The organism is Streptomyces sp. CB02009 (assembly GCF_001905825.1).
In the GTDB taxonomy this organism is placed as follows: Bacteria; Actinomycetota; Actinomycetes; order Streptomycetales; family Streptomycetaceae; genus Streptomyces.
On record NZ_LIVV01000009.1, the window covers coordinates 381,959 to 408,820 of the forward strand.

Below are 26,862 nucleotides of genomic sequence, written 5' to 3' on the forward strand. Positions count from 1 at the left end.
CGCTATTCGGCCGCTCCCGAGCCGTACATCTCCTCGATCTCCCGGGCGAAGTCCCGCAGCACCGCCCGCCGCTTGAGCTTGAGCGACGGGGTCAGATGACCGGAGGTCTCCGAGAACTCGGCGTTCAGGACCCGGAAGTCCCGGATCGACTCCGCCCGGGAGACCAGCCGGTTGGCATCGTCCACCGCGCGCCCGAGCGCGGCGAGCAGCTCCTCGTCCCGGGTCAGCTCCCAGAGCGCCAGGTGGTCCTTGTGCCGCATCCGCCGCCAGTGCGTCAGGCCCTCGTGGTCGAGGGTGATCAGGGCCGTGATGTACGGGCGGTCGTCGCCGAGGACCACGCACTGGGCGACCAGCGGATGGGCCCGCAGCCAGTCCTCCAGCGGGGCCGGGGCCACGTTCTTCCCCGCCGAGGTGATGAGGATGTCCTTCTTGCGGCCGGTGATCCGCAGATAGCCGTCGGCGTCGAGCGAGCCCAGGTCCCCGGTGGGGAACCAGCCGTCGTCGGTGTACGGCACGGCCGCCCCGCGCTGGGCGTCCCAGTACCCGGCGAAGACATGACCGCCCTTGAGCCAGACCTCGCCGTCGCCGGCGATCCGCACCGAGGTGCCGGGCAGCGGCCAGCCCACCGTGCCGGGGCGGGGCCGCCGGGGCGGGGTCACCGTCGACGCGGCCGTGGTCTCCGTCAGGCCGTACCCCTCGAAGACCTCCACGCCCGCCCCGGCGAAGAACTCCGACACGTGCGCGCCGAGCGGGGAGCCGCCGGAGAGCACGTACTTCACCCGGCCGCCGAGCGCGGCCCGGATGCGCCGGTAGACGAGCGGGTCGTAGAGCGCCCGCGCGGCCCGCAGCGGGAGCGAGGGGGCCGCCTGCTGTCCGTACCGGCGGGCGATCCGGGCGGCGCGGTCGAAGGAGGCGGCCTTGCCGCCGCGTTCGGCGGTGGCGCGGGCGGAGTGGAAGACCTTCTCCAGGACGTACGGGATGGCGAGGAGGAAGGTGGGGCGGAACCCGGCCAGGTCGTCGAGGAGTTCCTGGCCCTCCACCGAGGGGGCGTGCCCGACGCGGACCTTGGCCCGGACGCAGCCGATGGCCACCATCCGCCCGAAGACATGGGAGAGCGGCAGGAAGAGCAGCGTGGCGGGCGGGTCCTTGTGCTCGGAGACGAAGACCGGGTGGAGGAGCCGGACCGCGTTGTCGACCTCGGCGAAGAAGTTGGCGTGGGTGAGGGCGCAGCCCTTGGGGCGGCCGGTGGTGCCCGAGGTGTAGATGAGGGTGGCGAGGGTCTCCGGGGTGAGGAGTCCGCGCCGGGCGGTGACGGCCTCGTCGGCGACCCGGGCGCCCGCCGCACGGAGCTGGTCGACGGCGCCGGTGTCCAGGACCCAGAGGTGGGCGAGGCCGGGCAGTTGCCGCCGCTCGGCGGAGACGAGCCGGGCCTGGGCCGGGTCCTCGACGACGCAGGCGGCGGCGCCGGAGTCCTGGAGGATCCAGCGGGTCTGGAAGGCGGAGGAGGTCGGGTAGACGGGGACGGTGACGAGCCCGGCGGCCCAGGCGGCGAAGTCGATCAGCGTCCACTCGTAGGTGGTCCGCGCCATGAGGGCGAGCCGGTCGCCGGGCCGCAGGCCGTGCGCGATGAGGCCCTTGGCGACGGAGTGGACCTGGGCGGCGAAGGCGGAGGCGGTGACGTCGGCCCACACCCCGTCCGGCCCCTTGCGGGAGAAGAGCACCGCCTCGGGGTCCTGGCGGGCGTTGTCGTACGGCAGGTCGGCGAGCGAGCCCCGGCGGATCGCGGGGACGAGCGCGGGCACGGAGACCTCGCGGACGACCCCGTCCACCAGGGTCTTGTGCGGCTCGACCGGTTCGCTCCCGGACGGTGCGGTGACGACGGACACGTGCGGCTCCTCGGTCTGCGCGATGAACTGAGGTCGTACGTCGGTGAACGGGCGTCGTGCGGAGGTGAAGTGCGGTCATGCGGCGTTGAATGGGCATTGTGCGGCGGTGAACTGGCGTAGTGCGGCGGTGAAGTGCGGTCACCCTCCGGCACGTTGCATACTCTGCAACAGTCTTGACTAGCCGGTAACCTTACTGCGAGGTAAGCGTCAGCGGGGAGACCAGCGCTCGCTTTTCATGAGGTTCCCCAGACCCGACCACGCGAAGTTCATCAGCGTCGCGGCCGCCTCCTTCGCCGTCACCCCCGGAGTCTCGTTGGCCCAGCTCGCCAGCGACTCGGCGGACCCGACGAGCGCCTGCGCGAGCGCGTCGACGTCCCGGCCGGTGATCCCGGCACCGCCCGGCGCCTCCCGCGCCGCCTCACCGATCAGCCCCGCGACGAACGCCGTGATCTCGTCCCGCATCCGCGCCGCCTCCCCGGCGAACGGCTCCCCGTGCGTCCGCGCCTGCCGGCTGAGCACCGTCCAGGAGTCCGGATGCTCCGCGGCGAAGGTGAAGAAGGCCATCAGCCCCGCCCACAACCGCTCGTCGGGCGGCGCGGTCCGGTCGACGACCGCCTCGGCCACGACCCCGAGCAGCGCCTGCGCCTCCCGCCGGATGACGACGGTGAACAGCTCCTCCTTGGAGTGCAGATAGAGGTAGACGAGCGGCTTCGACACCCCCGCCGACTCGGCGATCTCGTCCATGGAGGCGGCCTGGTAGCCGCTCCGCGCGAAGCAGCGCACGGCCGCGTCCACCATCTGCCGCTCCCGCACGGCCCGCGGCAACCGCCGCGCCCTGGTACCACCGGCCATGGCGGCCCACCCCTGCTCCCAAGATCCACTGGCTGCCCCGCCGAAAGCCTACGTGCCCCCTGCCCGACGGGGCAGGGGGCACGCAGAGCGGGTGGTGCGACAGGGGTCAGGCCGCGACGGCGACCTTCTCCTGGGGCTCGCGGGTCTCGACCAGGTCGTCGATCGGGGACGACGAGGCGTTCTCGTACGACGTGAGGTCGAGGATCTTTTCGCGGGCGGAGACGATCACCGGGACGAGCGCCTGGCCGGCGACGTTCGTGGCCGTGCGCATCATGTCCAGGATCGGGTCGATCGCCATCAGGAGGCCGACGCCCTCCAGGGGGAGGCCCAGGGTGGAGAGGGTGAGGGTCAGCATGACCGTCGCGCCCGTCAGGCCTGCGGTGGCCGCCGAGCCGATGACCGACACGAAGGCGATCAGCAGGTAGTCGCCGATGCCGAGCTGCACGTCGAAGATCTGCGCGATGAAGATCGCGGCGAGCGCCGGGTAGATCGCGGCGCAGCCGTCCATCTTGGTCGTCGCGCCGAACGGGACGGCGAAGGAGGCGTACTCCTTCGGGACGCCGAGGCGCTCGGTGACCTTCTGGGTGACCGGCATCGTGCCGACCGAGGAGCGGGAGACGAAGGCCAGCTGGATGGCCGGCCAGGCGCCCTTGTAGAACTGGATCGGGTTGACCTTGGCGACCGTCGCAAGCAGCAGCGGGTAGACGCCGAACATGACCAGGGCGCAGCCGATGTAGACGTCGGCGGTGAAGGTCGCGTACTTGCCGATCAGGTCCCAGCCGTAGTCGGCGATGGCGAAGCCGATGAGGCCGACGGTGCCGAGCGGGGCGAGGCGGATGACCCACCACAGGGCCTTCTGGAGGAGCTCCAGGACCGACTCGGAGAGCGTGAGGATCGGCTTGGCCCGGTCGCCGAGCTTGAGGGCGGCGATGCCGGCGACGGCGGCCATGAAGACGATCTGGAGGACGTTCAGCTCGGTGAACGGCGTGATGACGTCCGTCGGGATGATGCCGGTCAGGAAGTCGATCCAGGAGCCCTCGCGCTTCGGCAGCTTGCCGTCCTGCGGGGTGAGGCCGGTGCCGGCGCCCGGGTTGGTGATCAGGCCGATGGCGAGGCCGATGGCCACCGCGATCAGCGAGGTGATCATGAACCAGAGCAGGGTGCGGGTGGCGAGCCTGGCGGCGTTGTTCACCTTCCGCAGGTTGGTGATCGAGACCAGGATCGCGAAGAAGACGAGCGGGGCGACGGCCAGCTTCAGGAGCTGGACGAAGATGTCGCCGACCTGGCCGAGGGTCTCCTTCAGCCAGGAGACGTCCTGGCTGCGGGCGATCCAGCCGAGCAGGGCGCCGAGGACCAGACCGGCGATGATCTGGGCCCAGAACGGGATCTTCGGTATGCGCGAGGAAGCGGGGGACTGCTTCTCGGGTGTGGTCGCGGACGCGGACACAGACACACTCCACAGGTGCGTATCGGGAAATACGGGACGGGGGTGCGGCACACACGCGTTTTCACGCGGGCCGCTGCATGATGCCGGGTCAGACCCCGCGGCAACAGACCGCGGACATACAGCGGCACAGATCGACGTGCAGGCGCGCCACGAGCGGGGTGCTCGCGGCATGAGAGGGGCGCACTGCTGTCGTCATGTCGAACACGTTAACACTTGAACTTTGAGAACCTCAAAGCCCTTCTTTGGGGTAGGCGAAACCCCGTTTCGCCTCCGAAACACAGAACGCCCCAGGCGGGAGCCTGGGAAGCTCCCGCCCGGGGCGGATGATCTGTGAGCAAGCTTACGCAGCCTTTACGGGCGGCGGGCGGTGTGGACTAGTCCTCCTGGGACCGGTTCGCCGCCAGCCGGCCCTTCGCGCGGTCGACCTTCGCCACGACCTCGGCGCTCGCCTCGTCGCGCACCTTCCGCAGCAGGACGAAGCTCAGCGGGGCGGAGATGACGATGGCGAGGACGAGGACCCAGAGCAGGTTCGAGTCGCCGAGGCCGCGCGGCAGCACCTCGATGTAGACGAGACCCCACAGGGCGAGGAAGCATCCGGCGAAGATGCCGAGACGCATCAGCGTGTAGCGGAGCATGTCAGCCCACTCTTCCGTTCCGACGTTCCGAAAAGTTCCCAAGATCCCATACGGGACAAGAGCCCCTCCAGTGAAGCACGACCCCGGCGGCGCTCCGGGGGCACCCCGGGGGCGGGGCCTCGCGAGCACCCCGGAGGCTCCCCTTGAGCACCGTGCAAGTAATAGCTAAGCTCGCCCCATGACCCTTACGTTTGAGGTGGATCCGGCGATCGACCCCGCCCTCCGCGACGGCGTGCTCGCCCTCTGGGCCGACGTCTCCAACGCCGGCGGCGCGGTCGGCTTCGTCCCGCCCGTCACTCCCGACGAGATCCGCCCCTCGCTGCTCAAGCACCTCGTCGCGATGAGCGAGGGCGGGACGCGGCTGCTCGTCGGCCGCGACGAGGACGGCGCGGTCGCCGCCACCGCGTTCTTCACCTTCAACACCCACCCCCTGATGCAGCACTGGGTGTGGCTCTACACGGTGATGGTCGACCCCCGGCACCAGGGCAGGGGATACGGCCGCGACCTCATGGCCGCGGTCGAGCACACCGCCCGGACCGCCGGCGGCTTCGAGGGCATCGAGGCCGTCCGGCTGACCTGCCGGGGCGGCACCGGCGTCGACGGCTTCTACGCCAAGTGCGGCTACAAGGAGGTCGGCCGCGTCCCCGACGCGATCCGGGTCGCCCCCGGGGACGACCGCGACGACATCGTCATGCTGCTGCCGCTCACCTGACAGGACCGGACACAGGAAGTCGGGTCCGGGCTCCTGGCCTCTTCCTACGGTGAGAGCAAGGAAAAGGGAAGGACGGACCACGTGCTGGAGCGGCTCAACCAGGCACTCGACCACATTGAGGAGCACCTCGTCACCGAGGTCCACGGCGACCTCGACCCGGCCGGGCTCGCCCGGATCGCGACGACCTCGGAGCACCACTTCCGGCGCATGTTCTCGGCGCTCGCCGGCATGCCCCTGTCGGAGTACGTACGGCGCCGGCGGCTCACCGTCGCGGGTGCCGAGGTGCTCGCCGGGGAACGGACGCTCCTGGAGATCGCGGTGCGCCACGGCTACGGCTCCGGGGAGGCCTTCGCCCGCGCGTTCCGCGCGGTGCACGGGGTCGGCCCCGGCGAGGCACGCCGCAGCGGGGCCGCGCTCAACGCCCAGCCGCGGATGTCCTTCCGACTCGTCGTCGAAGGGAACAGCAGCATGCGGTACAGGGTCGTGGAGAAGAAGGACCTCCGGGTCGTCGGGCGGAAGGCCCGGGTCCCGCTGGTCCACGAGGGGGAGAACCCGGCGATCGCCGCGCACATCCGGTCCCTCGGCCAGGAGGCGATCGAGCGGCTCGGGCGCCTCTCGGACCAGGAGCCCCGGGGGGTCGTCTCGGCGGTCGTGCACCTCACCGACAGCCGGGAGGAGGGCGCCCAGCTCGACTACTGGCACGCGGTGGTGAGCGACGCCGAGGCACCGGCGGAGTTCGAGGTGCTCGACGTGCCGGCCGGCACCTGGGCGGTCTTCGAGAACGAGGGCCCGCTCCCGGAGGCCGTGCAGCACCTGTGGCGGGACATCTTCACCCAGTGGTTCCCGTCCAACCCGTACGCGATCAGGCCGGGCCCCGAGATCATGAGCCTCCGCCCCTCGGAGGACTGGACGACGGCCGCGGCGGAGCTGTGGATCCCGGTGGAGCACACGGCGGGATGAGCGAAGCGCCGGTGGAGCACCCGGCGGAATGAGAGAAGGGCCGGTGGGTGATCCCACCGGCCCTTCCTCCGTCCGTCCTCGCGACCGGCCCGCGGACTCAGGACCGCGTCGGCCGCGGACCCAGGACCGCGCCCGCCCGCGGAATCAGAACCGCATCGCCTGCGGCGTCTCGCGCCGCTCCGCGTCCGGCCCCGGGTACTCGCGGATGATCTCGTACCGGGTGTTCCGCTCGACCGGGCGGAAGCCGGCGTCGCGGATCAGCTCGAGCAGGTCCTCGCGGCCCAGCTTGTTCGGCGTGCCGTAGTTGTCGGCGTCGTGCGTGATCTTGTACTCGACGACCGAGCCGTCCATGTCGTCGGCGCCGTGCTGGAGCGCGAGCTGCGCCGTCTGGACGCCGTGCATGACCCAGAAGACCTTGACGTGCGGCACGTTGTCGAAGAGGAGCCGGGAGACCGCGAAGGTCTTCAGGGCCTCGGCGCCGGTCGCCATGGTGGTGCGCGCCTGGAGCTTGTTGCGGACCTTGCCGTCCTGCATGTCCACGAAGTCGTGCTGGTAGCGCAGCGGGATGAAGACCTGGAAGCCGCCGGTCTCGTCCTGCAGCTCACGCAGCCGCAGCACGTGGTCCACGCGGTGCCGAGGCTCCTCGATGTGCCCGTACAGCATCGTGCTGGGGGTCTTGAGCCCCTTCTCGTGCGCGAGGCGGTGGATCCGGGACCAGTCCTCCCAGTGGGTGCGGTGGTCCACGATGTGCTGCCGGACCTCCCAGTCGAAGATCTCGGCGCCGCCGCCGGTGAGGGACTCCAGACCGGCCTCGATGAGCTCGTCGAGGATGTCGGAGGCCGACATCCCCGAGATGGTCTCGAAGTGGTGGATCTCGGTGGCGGTGAAGGCCTTGAGCGAGACGTTCGGCAGGGCCTTCTTCAGCTCGGAGAGGGAGCGCGGGTAGTACCGCCAGGGCAGGTTGGGGTGCAACCCGTTGACGATGTGCAGCTCGGTGAGGTTCTCGTTCTCCATCGCCTTCGCGAGGCGCACGGCCTCCTCGATGCGCATGGTGTACGCGTCCTTCTCGCCCGGCTTGCGCTGGAACGAGCAGTAGGCGCAGGAGGCGGTGCAGACGTTGGTCATGTTCAGATGCCGGTTGACATTGAAATGCACCACGTCGCCGTTCTTGCGGGTCCGGACCTCGTGGGCCAGACCGCCGAGCCAGGCGAGGTCGTCGGACTCGTACAGGGCGATGCCGTCCTCGCGGCTCAGCCGCTCACCGTCCCGGACCTTCTGCTCAAGTTCGCGCTTGAGGCCCACATCCATGTACGGCCGCCTCCCTTTTCTCCGAATTACGCCGTGCCAACCGTACTCTCAGCCCTCTTCGGGCAGCTCTCCGACCCGGTTCTCCCACTTCGTGGAGAGCACGATCGTCGTCCGGGTGCGGGAGACGCCCTTGGTGCCGCTGAGGCGGCGGATCGTCTTCTCCAGGCCGTCGACGTCGCTGACGCGCACCTTGAGCATGAACGAGTCGTCGCCGGCGATGAACCAGCAGTCCTCGATCTCGGCGAGGTCCTTCAGCCGTCGGGCCACGTCCTCGTGGTCGGCGGCGTCGGAGAGGGAGATGCCGATGAGGGCGGTGACGCCGAGGCCGAGCGAGGCGGCGTCGACGGTGGCGCGGTAGCCGGTGATGACTCCGGCAGCCTCAAGGCGGTTGATGCGGTCGGTGACAGAGGGGCCGGAGAGCCCGACGAGCCGGCCGAGCTCGGCGTACGAGGCACGACCGTTCTCGCGCAGAGCCTGGATGAGCTGCCTGTCCACGGCGTCCATAGGTATGAAGCCTTCCATTGTCCAGCGATACCGCGAGTTTAGGTATAGAATCTAAGGTACACAGGGAAGACACCCTGTGAATCTTTTAGACGATCAAAGACGATCTTTCAGGAGTGGTGTTCACCGTGTACACGATCGAGATGGCCTACGCACGCATGCGCGAGCTGCAGGACCTGGCCAACCGCTCGCGTGCCCACCAGCCCACCGCCGCCTCGAAGCGTGCCGACAAGAAGCACGCCAAGAAGCGCTAACCGGACCGGGGGGTCGCTCCACCGAGCTCTCCCTCCCACCGGCGGTACAGCCGATGCGGCACCCCTGCCGCGTCGAGCACCCGCCCGGCGACGAAGTCCACCAGATCCTGGATGTGCGTCGCCCCCGCGTAGAACGCCGGAGAGGCGGGCAGCACCACGGCTCCCGCCTCGTCCAGCGCCACCATGTGCTTGAGCGTCTGCCCGTTCAGCGGGGTCTCCCGCACGGCGACGACCAGCGGCCGCCGCTCCTTCAGCGTCACGCTCGCGGTCCGCTGCAGCAGGTCCTTCGAGAGCCCCAGTGCCACTCCCGCCACCGCCGCGGTCGAGGCCGGCACCACCAGCATCCCCTTCGCCGGGTACGACCCCGAGGACGGCCCCGCGGCCAGATCGCCGGCCGCCCAGTACCGCACGTCGCCGAGGGCGTCCGCCATGTCGAAGGTGTCCGGCTTCCCGTCCGCGCCCCGCGCCAGCCAGGCCGCCAGGTCCTCGCGCCAGTGCGCGTCGCGGAACGAGATGCCCGTCTCGTCGAGCAGCGTGAGCCGCGAGGCCCGCGACACCACGAGGTCGACGCTCTCCCCGGCGGCGAGGAGGCCCCGCAGAACGGCGGCGGCGTACGGCGTACCCGACGCCCCGGAAACCCCCACCACCCAGGGCCGACGACTCTTCATCTCCTGCGACTCCACGACAGAGAGCCTATCCGGCCGGGAAAAGCCAGGCCCGGGCGCGGCTCTCACCGCCTACGGGGTGAGTCCGCGGACCAGCAGGTCGAGGAGGGCGCACACGAACAGCGCCATGCCGATGAAACCGTTCACCGTGAAGAACGCCCGGTTCAGCCGCGACAGGTCGTGCGGCTTCACGATCGAGTGCTCGTAGCAGAACGCGGCCGCCACGATCACGAGGCCGACCCAGAAGAAGAGACCGGCACCGGTCGCGAGGGCGTACCAGACGAGCAGGCCCGTGGTGACGACCGCGGAGGCGCGGGCGCCCCACAGCGCCGCCGGGATACCGAAGCGCGCCGGTACGGACATGACGCCCCCGGCCCGGTCCGCCTGCACGTCCTGGCAGGCGAAGATCAGGTCGAAGCCGCCGATCCAGACGCCCACCGCGAGGCCCAGGATGACCGCGTCCCAGGACCACTCGCCGGTCACCGCGAGCCAGGCGCCGATGGGCCCGATGGCCTGGGCGAGGCCCAGGATGGCGTGCGGGAAGTTGGTGAACCGCTTGCCGTACGGATAGACGACCATCGGGATGACGGCGAGCGGCGCGAGGGCCAGGCACAGCGGGTTGAGCAGGGCGGCGGCGCCGAGGAAGACGACGACGGCGATCCCGGCCCCGGTCCACGCCGAGCGCACGGACACGGCCCCGGTCACCAGCTCGCGCTGGGCGGTGCGCGGGTTGCGCGCGTCGATCTCGCGGTCGATGATCCGGTTGCAGGCCATGGCGAAGGTCCGCAGCCCCACCATGCAGACGGTGACGAGGAACAGCGTCCACCAGTGGATGTCCTTGTCCACCTGGTACATGGCGGTGAGCGCGGCGGTGTACGCGAAGGGCAGCGCGAACACCGAGTGCTCGATCATCACCAGGCGCAGGAACGCCTTCGTACGCCCCGGCTGTGCGCCGGGCACGGCGGCCGTGGTCACAGCCCGTACTCCTTCCAGCGGCGGTCCACGAGGGCGGCCGTCGCCGGGTCCGACTCGACCATGTCCGGCCAGCCGCCGTCGCGGGTGTACCCCTCCTCGGGCAGCTTCTTCGTGGCGTCGATGCCCGCCTTGCCGCCCCAGAACTGCTGGTAGGAGGCATGGTCGAGGTGGTCGACCGGCCCCTCGACGACCGTGAGGTCACGGGCGTAGTCGGTGTTGCCGAGGGCCCGCCAGGACACCTCGTGCAGGTCGTGGACGTCGCAGTCCTTGTCGACCACGATGATCAGCTTGGTCAGCGACATCATGTGCGCGCCCCAGATGGCGTGCATGACCTTCTGCGCGTGCTTCGGGTACTTCTTGTCGATCGAGACGATCGCGCAGTTGTGGAAGCCGCCCGACTCCGGCAGGTGGTAGTCGACGATGTCCGGCACGATGATCTTGAGGAGCGGCAGGAAGAAACGCTCCGTCGCGCGGCCGAGCGGACCGTCCTCGGTCGGCGGCCGGCCGACGACGATCGACTGGAGCAGCGGGCGCTTCCGCATCGTGATGCAGTCGATCTTCAGCGCCGGGAAGGGCTCCTGCGGCGTGTAGAAGCCGGTGTGGTCGCCGAAGGGACCCTCCGGCAGCATCTCCCCCGGCTCCAGCCAGCCCTCGACGACGACCTCGGCGTTGGCCGGGACCTGGAGCGGCACGGTCTTGCAGTCGACCATCTCGATCCGCTTGCCCTGCACGAAGCCGGCGAAGAGGTACTCGTCGATGTCGCCGGGCAGCGGGGCGGTCGAGGCGTACGTCACGGCCGGCGGGCAGCCGAAGGCGATCGCGACCGGCAGCCGCTCGCCCTTCGCCGCCGCGACGGCGTAGTGGTTGCGGCTGTCCTTGTGGATCTGCCAGTGCATGCCGATGGTGCGCTTGTCGTGCCGCTGGAGCCGGTAGAGCCCGAGGTTCCGGACCCCGGTCTCCGGGTGCTTCGTGTGGGTGAGGCCCAGGTTGAAGAAGGAGCCGCCGTCCTTCGGCCAGGTGAAGAGGGCGGGGAGGAGGTCGAGGTCGACGTCGTCCCCGGTCAGGACGACCTCCTGCACGGGGGCGTCGTCGGACTTCACCTTCTTCGGCGGCACGTGGACCATCGAGCCGAGCTTGCCGAAGGCCTCGCGGACGCCGACGAAACCCTGCGGGAGCTCGGGCTTGAGCAGCCCGCCGATCTTCTCGCTGATCTCGCCGTACGACTTCAGGCCGAGGGCCTTGAGCAGTCGGCGGTCGGTCCCGAAGACGTTCATCGCGAGGGGCATCGAGGAGCCCTTGACGTTCTCGAAGAGAAGCGCCGGGCCCCCTGCCTTGTTCACCCGGTCGACGATCTCCCCGACCTCCAGGTACGGGTCGACTTCGGCCTTGATGCGCTTGAGGTCGCCTTCGCGCTCGAGGGCCCTGAGCAGCGAGCGGAGATCGTCGTAAGCCATAGGGGCCAGTATCCGCCACGGGCTACGCTGGGCCTGTCACCGGGGCGGTCGAAACGAGCCCCATCTCTGCTTCCAAGGGGCTGTCCCACATGCTCAGGGCGCTGCTGTTCATCATCCCGCTGGCGCTGATGATCTACGCCTTCATCGACTGCCTGAACACCCCGGAGGAAGAGGTCAAGCACCTTCCGAAGCCGGTCTGGGCCATCGTCGTCCTGCTGTTCTCGGTGGTCGGCGCGATCGGCTGGATCGTCGCGGGCAAGGACCGGCGGCCGCGGACCCGGGGCGGCGCGGGCGGCTGGGTCGCCCCCGACGACAACCCCGAGTTCCTGAAGTCCCTCAAGGACGAGGGGCAGACCGGGCGGCCGGACGACGAGGACCTCAGGGCCCGGGAGGCGGACCTCCGCCGCCGCGAGGAGGAACTGAGGCGGCGCGAGCGCGGCGAGGACACCGAGAGCTGATGGAGCTGCGGCTCCTGGCCACCTTCGAGAAGGTCGCCACCGTCCTCTCCTTCACCCGGGCCGCCGCCGAACTCGGGTACGCGCAGTCCAGCGTCACCGGTCAGATCCGGTCCCTGGAGTCCTCGCTCGGCGTGGAGCTCTTCGAGCGGCTCGGCAGCCGCATCCGGCTGACCGAGGCCGGGGAGCGGCTCGTGCCGTACGCCCGCCGCATGGGCGAGCTGGCCGAGGAGGCCCGTACCGCCGTCGCCGTCGCGGCCGAGCCGGCCGGCACGATCGCCATCGGCACCATGGAGTCCCTGACCTCCTACCGGCTGCCGCCGCTCCTCGAGTACTTCCACCACCGCTACCCGGGGGTCCGCCTCACCCTGCGGCCCACCCTGGGCGACGAGACCCGGCAGGCGCTGCGGCAGGGCACGTACGACGTCGGCTTCCTGATGGAGCCCGACACCGAGCACGAGGGCCTGGAGTCGGAGGTCCTCGCGCCCGAGCCCCTGGTCCTGGTGGCGGGTCCCGGCCATCCCCTGGTGGGGCGTACCGGGCTGACCGCCGCGGACCTGGCCGGGGCGCAGCTGGTGGGCACCGAGCCGGGCTGCCCGTACCGCGACCTGTTCGAGGCGGAGCTGCGGGAGTGGGCGCCGCCGTTCATGGAGTTCGGCACGATCGAGGCGACCAAGCGCGGGGTGGCCGCGGGACTCGGGGTGGCGCTGCTGCCCCGGGTGGCCGTCGCGGCGGAACTGTCGGAGGGAACGCTGGTCCCGCTGGCCTGGGAGGCGCCGTTCACCCTCTTCACCCAACTCGCGTGGCGACGGGGGAAGCGGCTTCCGGCACATGTCCGTCTGTTCGTGGAGCAGGCGCGGCGACTGGTGTCCGAGCAGCAAGGGTGACCTTGAGGCTGGCGAGGACGATCAGGGGAACGCCGAGCGCCTGGACCAGCCCGATGTGGTGCCCGTACGCGGCCCAGTCGGCGCCCATGGCGACGGCGGGGTAGGTGAAGGCCAGCACGGCGATCTTGGCGGTGGGCAGCTTGGCGTACGCGGCGTACATGAGGACGTACATCAGCCCGGTGTGGACGATCCCGAGGCCCGCGAGCCATCCCCAGCCCGCACCGAGCTCCGACGCGGCGCCGAAGTCGGCGAACGGGAGCAGCAGCGGGATGCCGACCAGGACCTGGACGAGGGCGATCAGATGCGGCCGTACGCCGGTGATCCGCTTGGTGACGATCGTCGACAGGGCGTAGAGGACGGCGGCGCCGAGCGCGAGCCCGAGGCCCTTGAGGGACGCGGTGTCGCCGGGCCGTATCCCGGACACCAGCACGAGCCCGGCGAACGCGACGGCGAGCCAGCCGAACTTCGCGGCGGTGATCCGCTCCCGGAACAGCACGGCGCCGAACACCACCAGGAAGAACGGCTGCGTGTGGTAGACGACGGTGGCGAAGGAGATCGAGGTGGCCTCGTACGCCTCGAAGAGCAGCACCCAGTTGAAGACGATGAACACCCCGCCGAGCGCGGCGAGGCCGAACGTCCTCGGGGTGAGGCCGTGGCCGGTGAAGTAGCCGCGGGCCAGGCTGTACGCGCCGAGGGCGGCGGCCCCGAAGAGGCACCGGAAGAACACCACGTTGAAGGGGGACGCCCCCGACTCCACGACGAAGATGCCGAGGGTGCCGGAGAGCACCATGGCGAGGGTGAGTTCGACGGTTCCCCTGGTCTCGTTTCTCATGACGACGACGCTACGAGCGGCCCGGATCCGGGTCCACGAGCCAGTGGGGGGACCTGCCGATGGGGCCCATCGGCAGCGGCGATGACTGCCGGTGGGAGCCTCCCGGACCGCCGCCGCGCACGGCGGTCGACGGTCCGGGAGGGGGCTCAGTTGTCGGAGCCGACGGTGTTGTCGTGACCGGCGTTGAAGACGTCGTCGTGCGCGAACTGGAGCCAGTCGCCGAAGACGACGGTGTGCGAGGCCTCCGGCTCGAGCTCGACGTGGACGTCGGCGCTCGCGATGCCGGCGGCGCCGAGGACGAGGGCACCGGTGGCGAGGACGGTCAGCAGGGAACGCATGGAAGACCTCTCGGTAGAGCGGCGAAACACCCCGCCGACCGGCGGAGCACCCCGCAGGCTAGGTCCGCCGACCGCCCCTCCCCCGGGCGCCGGGCCGGTGGGGCTCCGGTCCTCAGCCGATCGGCGGAGGGGACGACGTCGATCACCGACCGGAGGGAACCTCGCACAAGGGTTCTGGTGTGAGAGTGACTGGAGTTCCGAAGGTGAGGGGGAGCAGTGGGGAAGAGACTGGAACGGAAGATGCTGCGGCTGATGGCGGGCGGGAGGCCGGTCGCGCTCGTCGCGGGCTCGGCCTCCTTGAAGAAACTCGCCCGATTGACGCTGCTGGCCGAGCAGTTCGGCTACGCGTACGCGGACTTACGGCAGGGAGGAACCAGCTTCACCCTGTACCTCGTGCCGGACCTCCGTCCGCGGGCGCGGGAACTCGCCGCGGAGAACTGGAGCAGATACCCGCGGGCCACCGAAGAAGGACCCCTGCCTGCGACCGACCTCGAGACGTTCGCGCTCCTCAGGGCCAGGATGCTGTCCGACCTCGAGCGGAGGTACCGGAAGGAGGTCCTCTGGCTCCTCTGCGTGCCCCTCGTCCTCGCCGCCCTCGACGTCGGGGCGGACTTCGGTGACGGCTGGGACTCCGTCCTCACCATCGCCGCTGTCACCTGGGCGGGGACCGTCGTCCTCATGCTGCCCCTCCACGTGTGGGGCCGACGGACAGCACGGAAGAGCGCGGCCCTCCTCGAAGCGGCCGGCTTCACCCGGGTGCCGGACGAGAGCGGACGGCTCCGTTACGTCCCCCCGGCTAACGCGGCCCGTCCGAGGTGAGGCCTCGTCCGTGGCGGGGAAGAGATCCGGCATGGACGAGCGTCTCAGCAGGGAGAGCGCCCGGCGGTGGCTCGCGACGGCTGTCGCCGAGGCCCGCGCCGGGCTCGCCGAGGGCGGGATCCCGATCGGGGCCGCGCTGTACGGGGCGGACGGCGCGCTGCTCGGGCGCGGGCACAACCGGCGGGTGCAGGACGGGGATCCGTCGGCGCACGCGGAGACCGCCGCCTTCCGGGCCGCCGGCCGGCAGCGCTCGTACCGGGGCACGACGATGGTGACGACCCTCTCGCCCTGCTGGTACTGCTCCGGTCTGGTGCGGCAGTTCGGGATCTCGCGGGTGGTCGTCGGGGAGGCCGAGACCTTCCACGGCGGGCACGACTGGCTGGCGGGGCACGGGGTCGAGGTCTTCGTCCTCGACGACCCCGCGTGCACGGCGCTGATGCGGGAGTTCATCGCCGAGCAGCCGGCTCTCTGGAACGAGGACATCGGCGATGAGTGACGGGACGGGCGAGCGGAAGCGCGACGGAACGGGCGACAGAGGCCCGGGCGGGGCGCGCCGCGGAACGGGCGACGGCGGCCCGGGCGGGGCACGCCACGGAACAGGCCCCGGCGGCGCGGGCGCGGCGCGGCTCCCCACCGTCGATCTGACCCGTGACGCCGCCCCGCAGCTGCCCGCCGTCGACCGCGCCCTGCGCGAGGCCGGGTTCCTCCTCGTCACCGGCCACGGTGTCGACCCCGGGCTCCGGGCCGGGATCCGCGCGGCCGCCCGCCGCTTCTTCCACCTCCCGTCCGCCGCGAAGGAGCCGTACGCCGTGCGGGTCGGCGGCCGGGGCTGGCTCGGGCCCGGCGCCGAGGCCAACGGATACGCGGAGGGCACGGCGACGCCGCCGGACCTGAAGGAGTCGCTGTCCTTCGCGGCGGACGAACCGACCGGCGACCCGGCCGTGGACGCCGAATGGTTCCTGCCGAACTCCTGGCCCGCCGAGATCCCCGAGCTGAAACCGCTGGTGGAGACGTATCTGGCGGAGATGAAGGCGCTCTCGGACCGGGTCCTGGACCTGCTCGGCGAGGCCCTCGGCGAGGAGCGGGACTTCTTCACCCGGCACACCGGGCACCCCACCTTCGGCTTCAACATCAACTGGTACCCGGGGCGGGAGCGGACGGGCGAGCCGGAGCCCGGCCAGTTCCGCATCGGCCCGCACACGGACTTCGGCACGGTCACCGTGCTTGACCGGGAGGCCGGCAAGGGCGGTCTGCAGGTCTTCACCGACGCGGGCGGCTGGCAGGACGCCCCGTACGACCCGGCCGCCTTCACCGTCAACATCGGTGACCTCATGGCCGGTTGGACCGGCGGCCGCTGGCGTTCGGGACGCCACCGGGTGCTGCCGCCGCCGGCCGAGGCCCCCGCGGAGGAGCTGATGTCGCTCGTGTACTTCTACGAGTGCACGCCCGGGACGACGATCCACGGCATCGAGTCGCACGGATATCTGCGGGCCCAGCTCGACGCGATCGCCACGGACTGACAACAGGTGCGGAACAGACTCGAAAAGCCGACCGCTTTCCCAACACACCGTCGATATCCTTGAGTTGACTGTGACGGGGGTGGCAGGTCGTGGACAGGGAGCTGTACGGCCGCGAGGCGGCCTTGCACGATGCCGGACTGGTCGCGCGCCTCAGCGGCCTCACGAAGCACGGCGCCTCCCGGGTGCCGTTCGAGCACGGTGACGATCCGCCGGTCACCGTCTTCACCGGCGGGCGCGGTACGGGCAAGACCGCCCTGCTCAAGGAGGTCCGCAACCGCTACAAGGGGTACACGCCGCTGGCGCTCCTCGACTGCGCCCACATCGAGCCGCCCGCCGACCACGGGCCCGGCTGGACCCCGCTCACCGGGGCCCTCGCCGAGCTCGCCGTACAGCTGTCGCCGAAGGTGCTCGGCGCGCGGCCGGTGAAGTTCCCCCGGGTGTCGCTCGGCCTCGTCGCGGTCGCCTCGCTCGGCTGGTCGCAGGAGGACGACGAGCGGGCCCGGCGCGACCTCCAGCGGCTCGGGCCGCTCCTCGCGACCGTCGACCCGACCCGGGGCGCGGCCACCCACTGGGTCGGCAAGGTGCTCGCCAAGCTGGCCGCCACGTTCGCCGAGGCCACCGTCCCGCTCGCCGGACTCCTCGCGGAGGCGACCGTGGAGACCGTCCTCGAGGAGGTGTTCGGCCGCCTCCAGCGCGCCTCGGAGAGCTGGTACGGCGCCTACCGCAACGCCGGCGGACGCGGCAAGGCGGGGCTCCAGCAGCTCGCGATCGACTTCGAGCAGGGCGGCCGGCGCCGCGCCGAGGCGGAGGGCTTCCTCGTCGGCGCGCTGACCGAGGACCTCCTCCACCCGTACGTGGGGATCCGGCGCGGCGGCCGGATCGGCCGCCCGCTGATCCTCCTGGACAACGCCCACGAACCGCTCGGCCGGCAGCTCGTCGAACCGGTGCTGCGCGCCCGCTCCGAGGGCCGCCGCGACCGGGTCGTCATCCTCGCCGCCTCCCGGGTCCGCGAGCACGAGGGACTGCGCAACGCCACCAGGACCCGGCTGCCGGAGACCGCGCACCGGGCGCCCAGCCCGCGCGACGCCCGCGTCGGCTCCGGCATCCTCGCCGTGGAACTCACCCCGCTCTCCCCCTCCCAGACCCGCTCCGCCTTCGACCACCACGACCCGGCCGGCCGGACGCCCACCGAACTCGCGCGTGCCGTCCACCGGTTGACCGGCGGCCGGCCGCTCGGCGTCGCGCTCCTCGGCCAGGCCGCCGGAGAGGCCCCGGCCCACCTGCGGGCCGGCCTCACCCCGGGCGGGCTGCTCGACCTGACCGTGGAGCTCCGCGAGGACGCCCCGCCGGTGCCCGTCGCCCCCACCCTCCTCGCCGAACTCCTCCCGGTGCGGCGGCCCGGCCCGTACGCCGTGCTCGCCGCCGCCCACGACGAGGAGTCCGCCCGGATGCTCGCCCACGCCCGGCTCCAGGGCGAGTCCCTGGACGGGGACGTGGCGCTGCGCGTCCGCGACCAGCTGCGCGCCGAGGACTGGGCCGCCTCCGAACCGGGCTCGGGCCACTTCGTCGCCGACCCGCTGCTGCGCGCCCTGCTGCTGCACCGCCTCCGTTTCGAGGACGGCGACCATCCCCGGTACGCGGCCTGGCACGCCGTCCACGAGACCCTGCACCGGCACTACGGCCCCGAGCCCGGCCCGTACCGCCTCCATCACGACCTGGCCCTCGGCCGCACCGAGGAGGCCGTCACCCAGCTGCGGCTCACCTTCCCCGAGCGGGACGTCCTCGGCTGGCTGGGGCGCCTGCGGTTCATCGGCTCCGCCCCGTACCCCCGCGAGCACGGCAGGACCGGGCCGGACCCGCGCCGGGCGATCGCCCTCGGCCAACGGCCCGCGGAAGGGACGAGGGGCGCCGCGACCGACGCCCTGCCTCCCGGACTCGACCACGACACCACCGAACTCCACCTGTCCGTACGGCGACTGCTGCATGCCGTATGGCTGCTGACCGATCCGCTCGCACTGCCCGACGACGAGGTGGCCGACCGCCTCGCGCACGAACTGCGCCGGCTCTCCGGCCGCCATCTGACGGGCAGCGGTTCGCTCTGGGACGCGGCCACCCACTGGCCGCGCGACATCCGTGCCTGGCGGGAGCCGTCGCTGCCGCCGGGCCGCGAGGACGGAGTCTGACGCCATGCCCGACCGCCCGACCGCCCCGCGCATCGGCCGACCGCTCGACCGGCTGCGGCGCCGCGTCCGCACCCCCCGCCAGAAGCTCGTCGCGTCCGTCGTCACCGCCGCCGTCGTCCTCGGCCTCGGCGGGTACGCCGTCGTCCGGATCACCACCCCGGAGGACCGTTCCTGCGCCGCGGGGGTCGAGAGACCCGAGGGCAGCGGCGAATGCGTCGGCGTCAACGGCGACGGCCACGCCTTCGGCATACCCGAACTCGCCGAGGTCGCCCGGGCCATCGGCGCCGAGAACGCCTCGCTCAAGCCCGGCGAGTACGCCACCGTCGCCGTCCTCCTGCCGCTGACCTCCACCGACAGCGGCATGCGGGTCAAGGTGCTGCACGAGGTCCAGGGCGCGTACGCCTACCAGTACCGGGCCAACCACGAGTCCAACAGCGAGACCCCGAAGATCCGCCTCGTCCTCGCCAACACCGGCAAGGGAAACGCCCACTGGCGCGGCACCGTCGACCGGCTCATCGGCATGACCGGCGCCCCCGACCGGCTGCGGGCCGTCTCCGGGGTCGCCACCTCCTCCACCGAGGTGCGCGAGTCGGTGACCGCCCTCACCGGCGCCGGGATCGCCGTCGTCGGCACCACCATCACCGCCGACGACATCGCCAACGGCCCGGGCCCCGGACACAACCGCTACCCCGGCCTCGCCCGCGTCTCCCCCACCAACAACGACGAGGCCAAGGCCCTCGCGAACTTCGGCCGCGTCGACGCCGCCAAGGCCCTCCTCGTCCAGGACACCCGCAGCGGCGACCACTACACCGACACCCTCAAGTCCGCCTTCGCCGCCTCCCTCAAGGGCGCGCCCTACGAGCCGCAGCTCTTCACCTCGCCCGCCGACCCCACCGACGAGGGCACCACCGCCAACACCTTCCGGCAGATCACCCATCTCATCTGCGACACCCGCGCCGAGACGGTCTTCTTCGCGGGCCGCCACACCCAGCTGCGCCAGTTCATCAACGCGCTCGGCTCGCGCGGCTGCCTCGACCGCGCCTTCACGATCCTGACCGGCGACGAGGGCTCGTACCTGGGCGCGGACGAGAAGCTCGACCGGAGCGCCCTGAAGGCGAAGCTGACCGTGCGGTACGCGGCGCTCGCCCACCCGGACGCGTGGAAGCCGGGGGCGGGGCGGAAGGTCCCGGCGACGGGCGGTTCGGTGGTGGCGTACTCGACCTTCGTGACGGACATCGCCCGTGCGTCGAAGGAGCCGGTGCCGCTCGCGGACGGCCAGGCGATCGTCGCGTACGACGCGATGGCGACGGCGGTGCACGCGATCCGCCAGGCGACCCCGCAGGGCGCGCAGTACCCGGAACTCGCCGACGTGGTCACCCAGTGGCCGCAGGTCAAGGGCTCGCTGCGGGTGCAGGGGGCGAGCGGCTGGATCTGCCTGGACAACTACGGGAACCCCTACAACAAGGCGGTCCCGATCGTGGAACTCGCCCAGGACGGCAGCCAGCGCTTCGTCCAGATCGCCTGGCCGGAGGGCAGACCGCCGTCGGCCTCCTGCCTGCCGCCGAAGCGGGGATGAGCCCCGCGGCCCCCAGGTCAGAGCGTCGACGGGTTGGTGCAGCTGTAGAGGAGCGCGCCACGGTCGTAGTAGTGCGGCCAGCGCATGCGGCTGCGGGTCTCGGGGCCGTAGACGCCGTCGGCGCTGGCGGAGAGTCCGAGCCGGTTCTTCTGGAGCCACTCGACGGCCTCGACCGTGCCCGTGCCGTAGACGCCGTCGAAGCCACCGGACCGGGTGATCCGCTCCGAGGCCCATGTGCCGCCGTAGCAGATGACGATGGCCTTCTGGAGCTCTTCGACCGCCGCGTCGGCGCCCTCGAAGTAGCGCAGGTAGCAGGAGAGCCCGTTGCCCGTGCGGGCCGGGATCCGGTACTCGTTGCTTCCGCCGAGGGAGGGCACGTCCCGCCACGAGGTGGTGTTGCAGGGGCCGTACGCGGCGTAGGCGGGCGTGGTCATCGCCGGGCCGGCGGTCAGGCCGGCGGTGAAGAGGAGCGCCAGAGCTCCCCTCGTCCCCTTCCGCAGGCCGGGCGTCCTCGGTACTCGTCGCACGATGCAGTCCTTCCGGTCGGTGTGGTCGTCACGCGGCCTGGTGACGGCCCCGCCAACGGACCCTAGGTTCGCCGTGGGCATCGCACTGTGTCGTGCGTGCAGGGAACTTCTCCGTACGCGCAGCGATCCCGTCGCCACCGCGGGGAGAACCGTGGCGACGGTCCGTTCGTCCTTCACACGCAGGGAACTCCGTCCGTACCGCACCAGGAAGGCCCGCCTCATGAGTCCGGTGCTGGACACCGCGTTCGTACCGCCGCGGGACCGGGAAGAAGTGGTCCGGCACGCCGTGTGGGAATCGGTGGTGGCGGTCGACATCGACCACCGCCCCGCGGCCGAGGACCTCTCGGTTCGCATCGGGCTCGCCTCCGTCGGGCCGCTCACGATCTGCTCGGCGCGGGCGACCGCGGTCACGATCCACCGGACAGCGCGGCTGGCCAGGAAGGACGAGGAGCCGGCCGTCTTCCTCGGTCTGCAGATGACGGGCACCAGCCTGGTGGTGCAGAACGGCCGCGAGTGCCTGCTGAGGCCCGGAGACTTCGCCGTCTACGAATCGGCCGCTCCCTACACGCTGCTCTTCGACGAGGGAGTCGACCACCACTTCCTTCGTCTGCCCCGTGCCGCACTCGCGCTCCCCGAGCGGCTGTTACGCGATGTCACCGCGGTCCCCCTGTGCTCCGGCAACCCCGTCGCGCGCCTCGCCTTCGGCTACTTCTCCCAGCTGGCCGCCGACGACGAACTGCACCAGGGCGCGCACGCCGACGCCGTCGTGGGACCGGGCGTCGAACTGCTCCGTGCCGCACTGACGACCCGGCACGGCGACCCCGCCCTGGCCAGAGGACCGTTGGAGGCGACACTCAGCCTGCGGATCACCCAGTACGTCCGGACGCACCTGGCCGATCCGGATCTGTCAGCGGCCCGGATCGCCGCCGCGCACGGCATCTCCGTGCGTCATCTCTACGCAGTGCTGTCCCGCTCGGGCATCAGCCTCGGGGACTGGATCCGTACACGTCGCCTGGCCGAGTGCAGGCGGGAACTGGCCGGGCCGAACGGCCGCCTGCGGACCGTCGCGGCGATCGGACGGCGCTGGGGCTTCGTGAACGCGGCCCACTTCAGCAAGGTGTTCCGGCAGGTGTACGGCATGCCCCCTCGGGCCTGGCGCGATCAGAACCACCCCCGCTCCTCGGCATGACGGCTCGGCCGGTGCCTCAGGGCTCCCAACGGGGCCAGCGCGCCTCGTCCCGCTCGTACAGGTCGCGCAGGTGCTGCCACCGCTCGGGCGACCAGGCGGTCCAGTCCGACGGGCGCCCGTCCAGCGCGGCAGCGAGCCGCTCGAAGTGGTCGTGCCACCCCGCGAGGCAGTCCAGCCGGTACTCCCGGTCGGCCCGCAGTTCGTTCGTGAAACGCAGCACGGTCGACCCGCCGCCCCCGGGCGCCCCCGGTTCCAGATGGAACCGGATGCGTCCGTGCGTCGGATCGACCGTGTACTCGGCCACGTACTCGGGGTCCCAGGCGGTCACCCGCCCCGACACCTCGGAGTCACTGTTCAGCCAGCGGAGGGTGACCCGGCCGTCGAGCCGGGGTTCCAGCGGGTCCGCCGCGCAGAGCCAGCCCTCCAGGCCCTCGGGGGTGGCGACGGCCTCCCAGACCTCGGACAGCGGATGGGGCAGCTCCACGGCGAACCGCAGCAGCTGTGCCTCCCCGTCGTGGGTCTCGCACCTGCCCCGGGGTATCTCGCTCATGCCACCAGGGTGGCCCCGGGGTCCCTCGCCCGCTACTCCACGCCCGCGTAGGAGTGCTTGCTGTTCACGAAGATGTTCACGCCGTAGTAGTTGAAGAGGAAGCAGCCGAAGGCGATGAGCGCGATGTACGCGGCCTTCCGCCCCTTCCAGCCGGCCGTCGCGCGCGCGTGCAGGTACGCGGCGTAACCGACCCAGGTGATGAAGGACCAGACCTCCTTGGCGTCCCAGCCCCAGTAGCGGCCCCACGCGTCGCCGGCCCAGATCGCGCCCGCGATGATCGTGAAGGTCCAGAGCGGGAAGACCGCCGCGTTGACCCGGTACGAGAACTTGTCCAGCGAGGCCGCCGACGGCAGCCGCTCCATGACGGAGCGGGCGAACGCGCCCGGGTTCCCGCCGGTCGCGAGCTTGTTCTCGTACGAGTCGCGGAAGAGGTACAGCAGGGTGGCGGTGGCGCCCAGGTAGAAGACCGCGCCGCAGAAGATCGCGGTGGAGACGTGGATCCACAGCCAGTACGAGTCGAGCGCGGGGACCAGCTGGTCACTGGGGGTCTTCAGCCAGGTGGTGGCCATGCCCAGGTCGAGCAGGACCGTGGTGACCAGCGGCAGGCCGAGCCAGCGCACGTTCTTCTTCGCGACGAGGAAGCCGAGGTACGCGCCGACCGCCACCGTCGAGAAGGTGGTGGAGAACTCGTACATGTTGCCCCAGGGGGCCCGCTGCACGGAGAGCGCCCGGGTGACCACGCCCGACGCCTCGACCAGGAAGGCGAGGACGGTGAGCGAGACGGCGATACGGCCGTACAGATCGCCCTTGGCGGTGCCGCCGGCGGCGCCGGGGCCGTCCGGGACGTCACGGGTGCCGGCCGCGGACCGGGTGACGACCTTCGGCTTCTCCAGGACGGCCGTGCCACCGGACGCCTGCTTGACCTGGACGGTCACGGCGGAGCCGGCGGCCGATGCCCGGGAGGTGAGCGCGGCGGCGGTACGGCCGACCTTGCTGCGGCTGCCCAGCACCCACTCGGCGATGTGGGCGAAGAAGGCCAGGGTGTAGACGGCCATCGAGGAGTAGATGAGCAGGTCGCTCATCCGCGCCAGGCTCTCGTTGGTCGTGGCGGCGAGGATCACTTGTCGGCCTCTCCAGAAGGGGCGGGGTCTTCTGCGGGTTCTTCCGCGGGTTCCGGCGCGGCTTCCGGATCGGCGTGGGACTCGGTCTCGGGGCCGGCGTCCGGCGCCGGGGGCGCGTCCGCCGTGAGCGCGACCGCGAGGTCGCCCAGCTCCTCCGGCAGCTTCGCGGACTCGCTGCGGCCCAGGCCGGCCATCTCGACGACGGTCACGCCGTCCTCACCGCGCACGGCCCGGACCCAGATCCTGCGCCGCTGGATGAAGAGCGAGCCGGTCAGACCGGCGATCGCGGCGATCGCGCCCGCGAGGGCGAGCCCGTTGCCGGGCTGCTGCGAGATCTGGAAGCTCGCCCACTCCTTGACGTCCTTCTCGAACGTGATCGAGCCGGCGCCGTCGGGGAGCTTCATCTCCTCGCCGGGCAGCAGCCGCTGGGCGAGCTTGTTGCCGGACGCGTCCGTGAACTGCTTCAGCTTGGACTTGTCGAGCTGGTACACGTTCTGCGGAAGACCGGAGTCGACCCGCAGGTCGCCGTGGAACCCGGTGAGCGCCATGACGGGGAAGTCCAGACCCGGGAACTGCGAGAACATCGTGCCCGCGCCCTTGCCCGCGAACGTCGGCACGAAGAAGGCCTGGAAGCCCAGCTGCTCCTTCTTGCCGTTCTTGTCGCGGTAGCCGTCCATCACCTTGATGGCGCCGGTGGACGTGATGTTGTTGTCGATGGGGAGCAGCGGCACGGCGCCGTGGAAGACGACCTTGCCGCGGCCGTCCTTGACTGTGACGACGGGCGCGTAGCCGTGGGCGATCAGGTAGACCTTGGAGTCGCCCACCTTGAGCGGCTCGTTGACGCGGATGACGGCCTTCTTGTCGGCGCCGCCCTGCGAGTACGAGACCTTCGCCTCGAAGGTGCGGGGCGTGCCGCGCTGGGGGCCGTTCTTCTCGTACGTGCCGTCGAAGGCGTCGAGCTTGAAGCTGAACGGCTCCAGCTCGTCGATGCCGAACTGGGAGCCCGACTTGAAGTCGTCGTACTGGGTGAGCGTGTTGGAGAAGCCGTCGCCCTCGACGATCAGCTTGCCGCCCTCGGACTTGAAGAGCTGGCCCCAGGCGAAGGCGACGAGCATGACGATCAGGGCGACGTGGAAGGCCAGGTTGCCGGCCTCGCGCAGGTAGCCCTTCTCGGCGGCGATCGCGTCGCCCGCCGTGTGGGCGCGGAAGCGGCGTCCCTTGAGGAGGGTGAGCGCGGCGGCCCGGACCTGCTCGGGCTCGGCCGTGGTGCGCCACGTGGTGGACGCGGGAAGCCGGTCGAGGCGCTTGGGGGCGCCCGGCGGGCGGCTGCGGAGCTGGCCGACGAACTGCCAGCTGCGGGGCACGATGCAGCCGATGAGGGAGACGAACAGCAGGATGTAGATCGCGGAGAACCACACGGAGCTGTAGACGTCGAAGAACTGGAGCTTCTCGTACAGCGGCGTCAGCGTCTTGTGGGCGTCCTTGAAGGCCTGCGCCTTGATCTCGTCCACGCTGGTCTGCGGGATGAGGGAGCCGGGGACGGCGCCGAGCGAGAGCATGAAGAGCAGGATCAGCGCGACCCTCATGGAGGTCAGCTGCCGCCAGAACCAGCGGATCCAGCCGATGACGCCGAGGGTCGGGCCGCCGACGACCGGCGGCTCGGCGCGGTCGTCGAGGGGTGCGGTGGACAGCTGGGCCCCGGCCGCACCGAGGTTCTCCTGCTGTTCCGTCGTACCGGAGGTGTCCGTCGTACCGGACGTGTCGGTCGTGCTCATGGAACTCAGATCCCCACCGTGAAACCGCTGGACCAGCCCTGCATCGTGGCGACCATGCTGTCCCACGCGCCCGTGAGGAGCAGGACACCGGTGACGACCATCATGCCGCCACCGATCCGCATGACCCACGCGTAGTGCTGCTTGACCCACCCGAACGCCCCGAGGGCCTTGCGGAAGGCGAGGGCGGCGAGCACGAACGGCACGCCGAGGCCCAGGCAGTACGCGGTGGCGAGTATCGCCCCGCGTCCGGCGCTGGCCTCCTGGAAGGCGAGCGCCTGCACCGAGGCGAGGGTCGGGCCGATGCACGGCGCCCAGCCGATGCCGAAGAGCGCGCCGAGCAGCGGAGCGCCGACGAGTCCGGCGACGGGCTTCTTGTGGAAGCGGAACTCGCGCTGGGTGAACCAGGGCAGCAGGCCGAGGAAGAAGACGCCCATGAGGATCATGAGCACGCCGAGGACCGTGGTGAGCCCCTCCCGGTACTTCAGGAGGGTCGACCCGAAGTAGCCGAAGAGGGCCCCGCCGGACACGAACACGGCGGAGAAGCCGACGACGAAGAGGACCGCCCCGGCGGTCATCCGGCCCCGGCGGCTCTCGGCGAGGTCGGTGCCGGTGACCCCGGTGACGTAGCTCAGGTAGCCGGGGACGAGCGGGAGGACGCACGGCGAGAAGAAGGAGACGAGCCCGCCGAGCACCGCGATGGGCAGGGCGAGCAGCAGGGCTCCGCTGGTGACGGTCTCGTTCACCGGCTCACTTCTCCTTGAGGAGGGGGTCGATCATCGACCGCAGCTTCTCCTCGTCGAGCGCCATGAGCGAGCGGGCCGCGATCCGGCCCTCCTTGTCGAGGACGACGGTGGAGGGGATGGACTGCGGGGAGAGCGTGCCCTTGGGGAAGCCGAAGAGGATCAGCTTCCCCTGCGGGTCGTAGAGGCTCGGGTAGGTGACCCCGTAGTCCTCCTCGAACGCGAGGGCGGGCTGCTTGTTGGGGTCGCGGGTGTTGAGTCCGACGAACGCGACGCCCTTGCCCTCCAGGTCCTTGGCGACCTTCGCGAAGTGCGGGGCCTCGGCGCGGCACGGGGCGCACCAGGAGCCCCACGCGTTGAGGACGACGACCTTGCCCTTGAGGTCCGCGACGTCGAGCTGCTTGCCGTCGAGGGTCTCGCCCGCGAGTTCCCCGGTGGCGGCGCGCTCGCCCTTGGCCGCGGTGGCGATACCGCCCGTGTTGGTCACGAAGTTGGTGTTGCCACCGCCGCCGGACTTGCCGTTGCTGTCGTCGCCGCAGGCCGAGAGCGTGAGGGCGGCGGTCAGCACTCCGACGGCGAGCAGGGTGCGTCGAGGGGCACGGCTAAGGCTCATGTGAAAAGTTTCGCATGGGCGTTTGGGGGATCTTGGGCACCCCCCTACGTGCCCGTAAAGCCCCTTGTCAAGATCGTCTAAGCGGACA

The 26,862-nt window shown here is 71.2% G+C and carries 28 protein-coding genes; 11 read left to right on the forward strand and 17 right to left on the reverse strand.

The annotated features are described in order from the left end of the window. Positions 1-2: 2 nt before the first annotated feature. From AMK27_RS32400 to AMK27_RS32415, 4 genes are all read right to left on the reverse strand, one after another. The gene (locus AMK27_RS32400) at positions 3-1,886 is read right to left on the reverse strand and encodes an AMP-dependent synthetase/ligase (protein WP_073916317.1); all 1,884 of its coding nucleotides are present in this window, start codon (positions 1,884-1,886) and stop codon (positions 3-5) included. 207 nt (positions 1,887-2,093) lie between these two features. Further along, entirely contained in the window at positions 2,094-2,738 is a 645-nt protein-coding gene (locus AMK27_RS32405) for a TetR/AcrR family transcriptional regulator (protein ID WP_073916318.1), read from the reverse strand. 106 nt (positions 2,739-2,844) lie between these two features. Next, complete coding sequence (locus AMK27_RS32410) at positions 2,845-4,185, reverse strand: dicarboxylate/amino acid:cation symporter (RefSeq protein ID WP_073916321.1); 1,341 nt, start codon at positions 4,183-4,185, stop codon at positions 2,845-2,847. A 374-nt stretch (positions 4,186-4,559) separates the two neighbouring features. After that, positions 4,560-4,820: a DUF4229 domain-containing protein gene (locus AMK27_RS32415; RefSeq protein ID WP_073916323.1), complete on the reverse strand. Its 261-nt coding sequence runs from the start codon at positions 4,818-4,820 to the stop codon at positions 4,560-4,562. A gap of 178 nt (positions 4,821-4,998) precedes the next feature. On the opposite strand from AMK27_RS32415, the gene AMK27_RS32420 reads away from it, so the two are divergent. Next, positions 4,999-5,532 (forward strand): GNAT family N-acetyltransferase, encoded by a 534-nt coding sequence (locus AMK27_RS32420; protein WP_073916326.1) that lies wholly within the window; start codon positions 4,999-5,001, stop codon positions 5,530-5,532. An 81-nt stretch (positions 5,533-5,613) separates the two neighbouring features. After that, positions 5,614-6,492, forward strand: a complete 879-nt coding sequence (locus AMK27_RS32425) for an AraC family transcriptional regulator (RefSeq protein WP_073916328.1) — start codon at positions 5,614-5,616, stop codon at positions 6,490-6,492. 144 nt (positions 6,493-6,636) lie between these two features. Here the strand turns inward: AMK27_RS32425 and mqnE are convergent, their stop codons facing one another. Both mqnE and AMK27_RS32435 read right to left on the reverse strand, forming a co-directional pair. Then, entirely contained in the window at positions 6,637-7,800 is a 1,164-nt protein-coding gene (gene mqnE / locus AMK27_RS32430) for an aminofutalosine synthase MqnE (protein WP_030324380.1), read from the reverse strand. Positions 7,801-7,848: 48 nt separating this feature from the next. Further along, entirely contained in the window at positions 7,849-8,304 is a 456-nt protein-coding gene (locus AMK27_RS32435) for an Lrp/AsnC family transcriptional regulator (RefSeq protein WP_030324379.1), read from the reverse strand. A 113-nt stretch (positions 8,305-8,417) separates the two neighbouring features. On the opposite strand from AMK27_RS32435, the gene AMK27_RS43115 reads away from it, so the two are divergent. Next, entirely contained in the window at positions 8,418-8,555 is a 138-nt protein-coding gene (locus tag AMK27_RS43115; RefSeq protein WP_167346897.1) for a hypothetical protein, read from the forward strand. Here AMK27_RS43115 and AMK27_RS32440 read toward each other — a convergent pair. The 3 genes from AMK27_RS32440 to AMK27_RS32450 all read right to left on the reverse strand — a co-directional run bounded on the left by AMK27_RS32440 (position 8,552) and on the right by AMK27_RS32450 (position 11,649). Next, positions 8,552-9,223, reverse strand: a complete 672-nt coding sequence (locus AMK27_RS32440; protein WP_073916624.1) for a UbiX family flavin prenyltransferase — start codon at positions 9,221-9,223, stop codon at positions 8,552-8,554. The genes AMK27_RS43115 and AMK27_RS32440 overlap by 4 nt on opposite strands. Before the next feature lie 69 nt (positions 9,224-9,292). Beyond that, complete coding sequence (gene mqnP, locus AMK27_RS32445; protein WP_073916331.1) at positions 9,293-10,195, reverse strand: menaquinone biosynthesis prenyltransferase MqnP; 903 nt, start codon at positions 10,193-10,195, stop codon at positions 9,293-9,295. After that, positions 10,192-11,649: a menaquinone biosynthesis decarboxylase gene (locus tag AMK27_RS32450; RefSeq protein WP_073916334.1), complete on the reverse strand. Its 1,458-nt coding sequence runs from the start codon at positions 11,647-11,649 to the stop codon at positions 10,192-10,194. Before AMK27_RS32450 ends, mqnP begins: the two co-directional genes overlap by 4 nt. Positions 11,650-11,738: 89 nt before the next feature. Between AMK27_RS32450 and AMK27_RS32455 the strand changes: the two genes are divergently transcribed. Together AMK27_RS32455 and AMK27_RS32460 are read left to right on the forward strand one after the other, a co-directional pair. Further along, positions 11,739-12,107: a PLD nuclease N-terminal domain-containing protein gene (locus AMK27_RS32455; protein ID WP_073916336.1), complete on the forward strand. Its 369-nt coding sequence runs from the start codon at positions 11,739-11,741 to the stop codon at positions 12,105-12,107. Then, entirely contained in the window at positions 12,107-12,991 is an 885-nt protein-coding gene (locus AMK27_RS32460; protein WP_073916339.1) for a LysR family transcriptional regulator, read from the forward strand. The genes AMK27_RS32455 and AMK27_RS32460 overlap by 1 nt, the downstream gene beginning before the upstream one ends. On the opposite strand, the gene AMK27_RS32465 is transcribed toward AMK27_RS32460, so the two are convergent. Then, positions 12,894-13,823, reverse strand: coding sequence for a DMT family transporter (locus tag AMK27_RS32465; RefSeq protein ID WP_073916342.1), 930 nt, complete (start codon positions 13,821-13,823; stop codon positions 12,894-12,896). The genes AMK27_RS32460 and AMK27_RS32465 overlap by 98 nt on opposite strands. Positions 13,824-13,969: 146 nt before the next feature. Continuing rightward, positions 13,970-14,161, reverse strand: a complete 192-nt coding sequence (locus AMK27_RS32470; RefSeq protein WP_073916346.1) for a hypothetical protein — start codon at positions 14,159-14,161, stop codon at positions 13,970-13,972. A 216-nt stretch (positions 14,162-14,377) separates the two neighbouring features. Here AMK27_RS32470 and AMK27_RS32475 point away from each other — a divergent pair, with 216 nt between their 5' ends. The 5 genes from AMK27_RS32475 to AMK27_RS32495 all read left to right on the forward strand — a co-directional run bounded on the left by AMK27_RS32475 (position 14,378) and on the right by AMK27_RS32495 (position 20,259). Continuing rightward, on the forward strand, positions 14,378-14,980 hold the full coding sequence (locus tag AMK27_RS32475) for a hypothetical protein (RefSeq protein ID WP_073916348.1): 603 nt from the start codon (positions 14,378-14,380) through the stop codon (positions 14,978-14,980). Positions 14,981-15,011: 31 nt separating this feature from the next. After that, on the forward strand, positions 15,012-15,476 hold the full coding sequence (locus AMK27_RS32480) for a nucleoside deaminase (RefSeq protein WP_073916351.1): 465 nt from the start codon (positions 15,012-15,014) through the stop codon (positions 15,474-15,476). After that, positions 15,469-16,500, forward strand: coding sequence for an isopenicillin N synthase family dioxygenase (locus AMK27_RS32485; RefSeq protein ID WP_241847670.1), 1,032 nt, complete (start codon positions 15,469-15,471; stop codon positions 16,498-16,500). The genes AMK27_RS32480 and AMK27_RS32485 overlap by 8 nt, the downstream gene beginning before the upstream one ends. Before the next feature lie 89 nt (positions 16,501-16,589). Then, positions 16,590-18,683 (forward strand): hypothetical protein, encoded by a 2,094-nt coding sequence (locus AMK27_RS32490; protein ID WP_073916355.1) that lies wholly within the window; start codon positions 16,590-16,592, stop codon positions 18,681-18,683. A gap of 4 nt (positions 18,684-18,687) precedes the next feature. Next, complete coding sequence (locus AMK27_RS32495; RefSeq protein WP_073916358.1) at positions 18,688-20,259, forward strand: hypothetical protein; 1,572 nt, start codon at positions 18,688-18,690, stop codon at positions 20,257-20,259. Positions 20,260-20,276: 17 nt separating this feature from the next. Here the strand turns inward: AMK27_RS32495 and AMK27_RS32500 are convergent, their stop codons facing one another. After that, positions 20,277-20,786 (reverse strand): peptidoglycan-binding domain-containing protein, encoded by a 510-nt coding sequence (locus AMK27_RS32500; RefSeq protein ID WP_073916361.1) that lies wholly within the window; start codon positions 20,784-20,786, stop codon positions 20,277-20,279. A 220-nt stretch (positions 20,787-21,006) separates the two neighbouring features. Here AMK27_RS32500 and AMK27_RS32505 point away from each other — a divergent pair, with 220 nt between their 5' ends. Next, positions 21,007-21,975 carry an AraC-like ligand-binding domain-containing protein gene (locus AMK27_RS32505; protein WP_079188658.1) on the forward strand — a complete coding sequence of 323 codons (969 nt, stop codon included), beginning with the start codon at positions 21,007-21,009 and terminating at the stop codon, positions 21,973-21,975. 16 nt (positions 21,976-21,991) lie between these two features. Here the strand turns inward: AMK27_RS32505 and AMK27_RS32510 are convergent, their stop codons facing one another. From AMK27_RS32510 to AMK27_RS32530, 5 genes are read right to left on the reverse strand one after another with little or no spacing between them, the layout of a single operon-like run. Continuing rightward, on the reverse strand, positions 21,992-22,525 hold the full coding sequence (locus AMK27_RS32510; protein ID WP_073916364.1) for an SRPBCC domain-containing protein: 534 nt from the start codon (positions 22,523-22,525) through the stop codon (positions 21,992-21,994). A 32-nt stretch (positions 22,526-22,557) separates the two neighbouring features. Then, complete coding sequence (gene ccsB, locus AMK27_RS32515) at positions 22,558-23,646, reverse strand: c-type cytochrome biogenesis protein CcsB (RefSeq protein WP_073916367.1); 1,089 nt, start codon at positions 23,644-23,646, stop codon at positions 22,558-22,560. Next, on the reverse strand, positions 23,643-25,421 hold the full coding sequence (resB, locus tag AMK27_RS32520; RefSeq protein ID WP_073916370.1) for a cytochrome c biogenesis protein ResB: 1,779 nt from the start codon (positions 25,419-25,421) through the stop codon (positions 23,643-23,645). Before resB ends, ccsB begins: the two co-directional genes overlap by 4 nt. A gap of 5 nt (positions 25,422-25,426) precedes the next feature. Further along, the gene (locus AMK27_RS32525; protein ID WP_073916373.1) at positions 25,427-26,164 is read right to left on the reverse strand and encodes a cytochrome c biogenesis CcdA family protein; all 738 of its coding nucleotides are present in this window, start codon (positions 26,162-26,164) and stop codon (positions 25,427-25,429) included. A gap of 4 nt (positions 26,165-26,168) precedes the next feature. Next, positions 26,169-26,774, reverse strand: coding sequence for a TlpA family protein disulfide reductase (locus AMK27_RS32530; RefSeq protein WP_073916375.1), 606 nt, complete (start codon positions 26,772-26,774; stop codon positions 26,169-26,171). Positions 26,775-26,862: the final 88 nt, after the last annotated feature.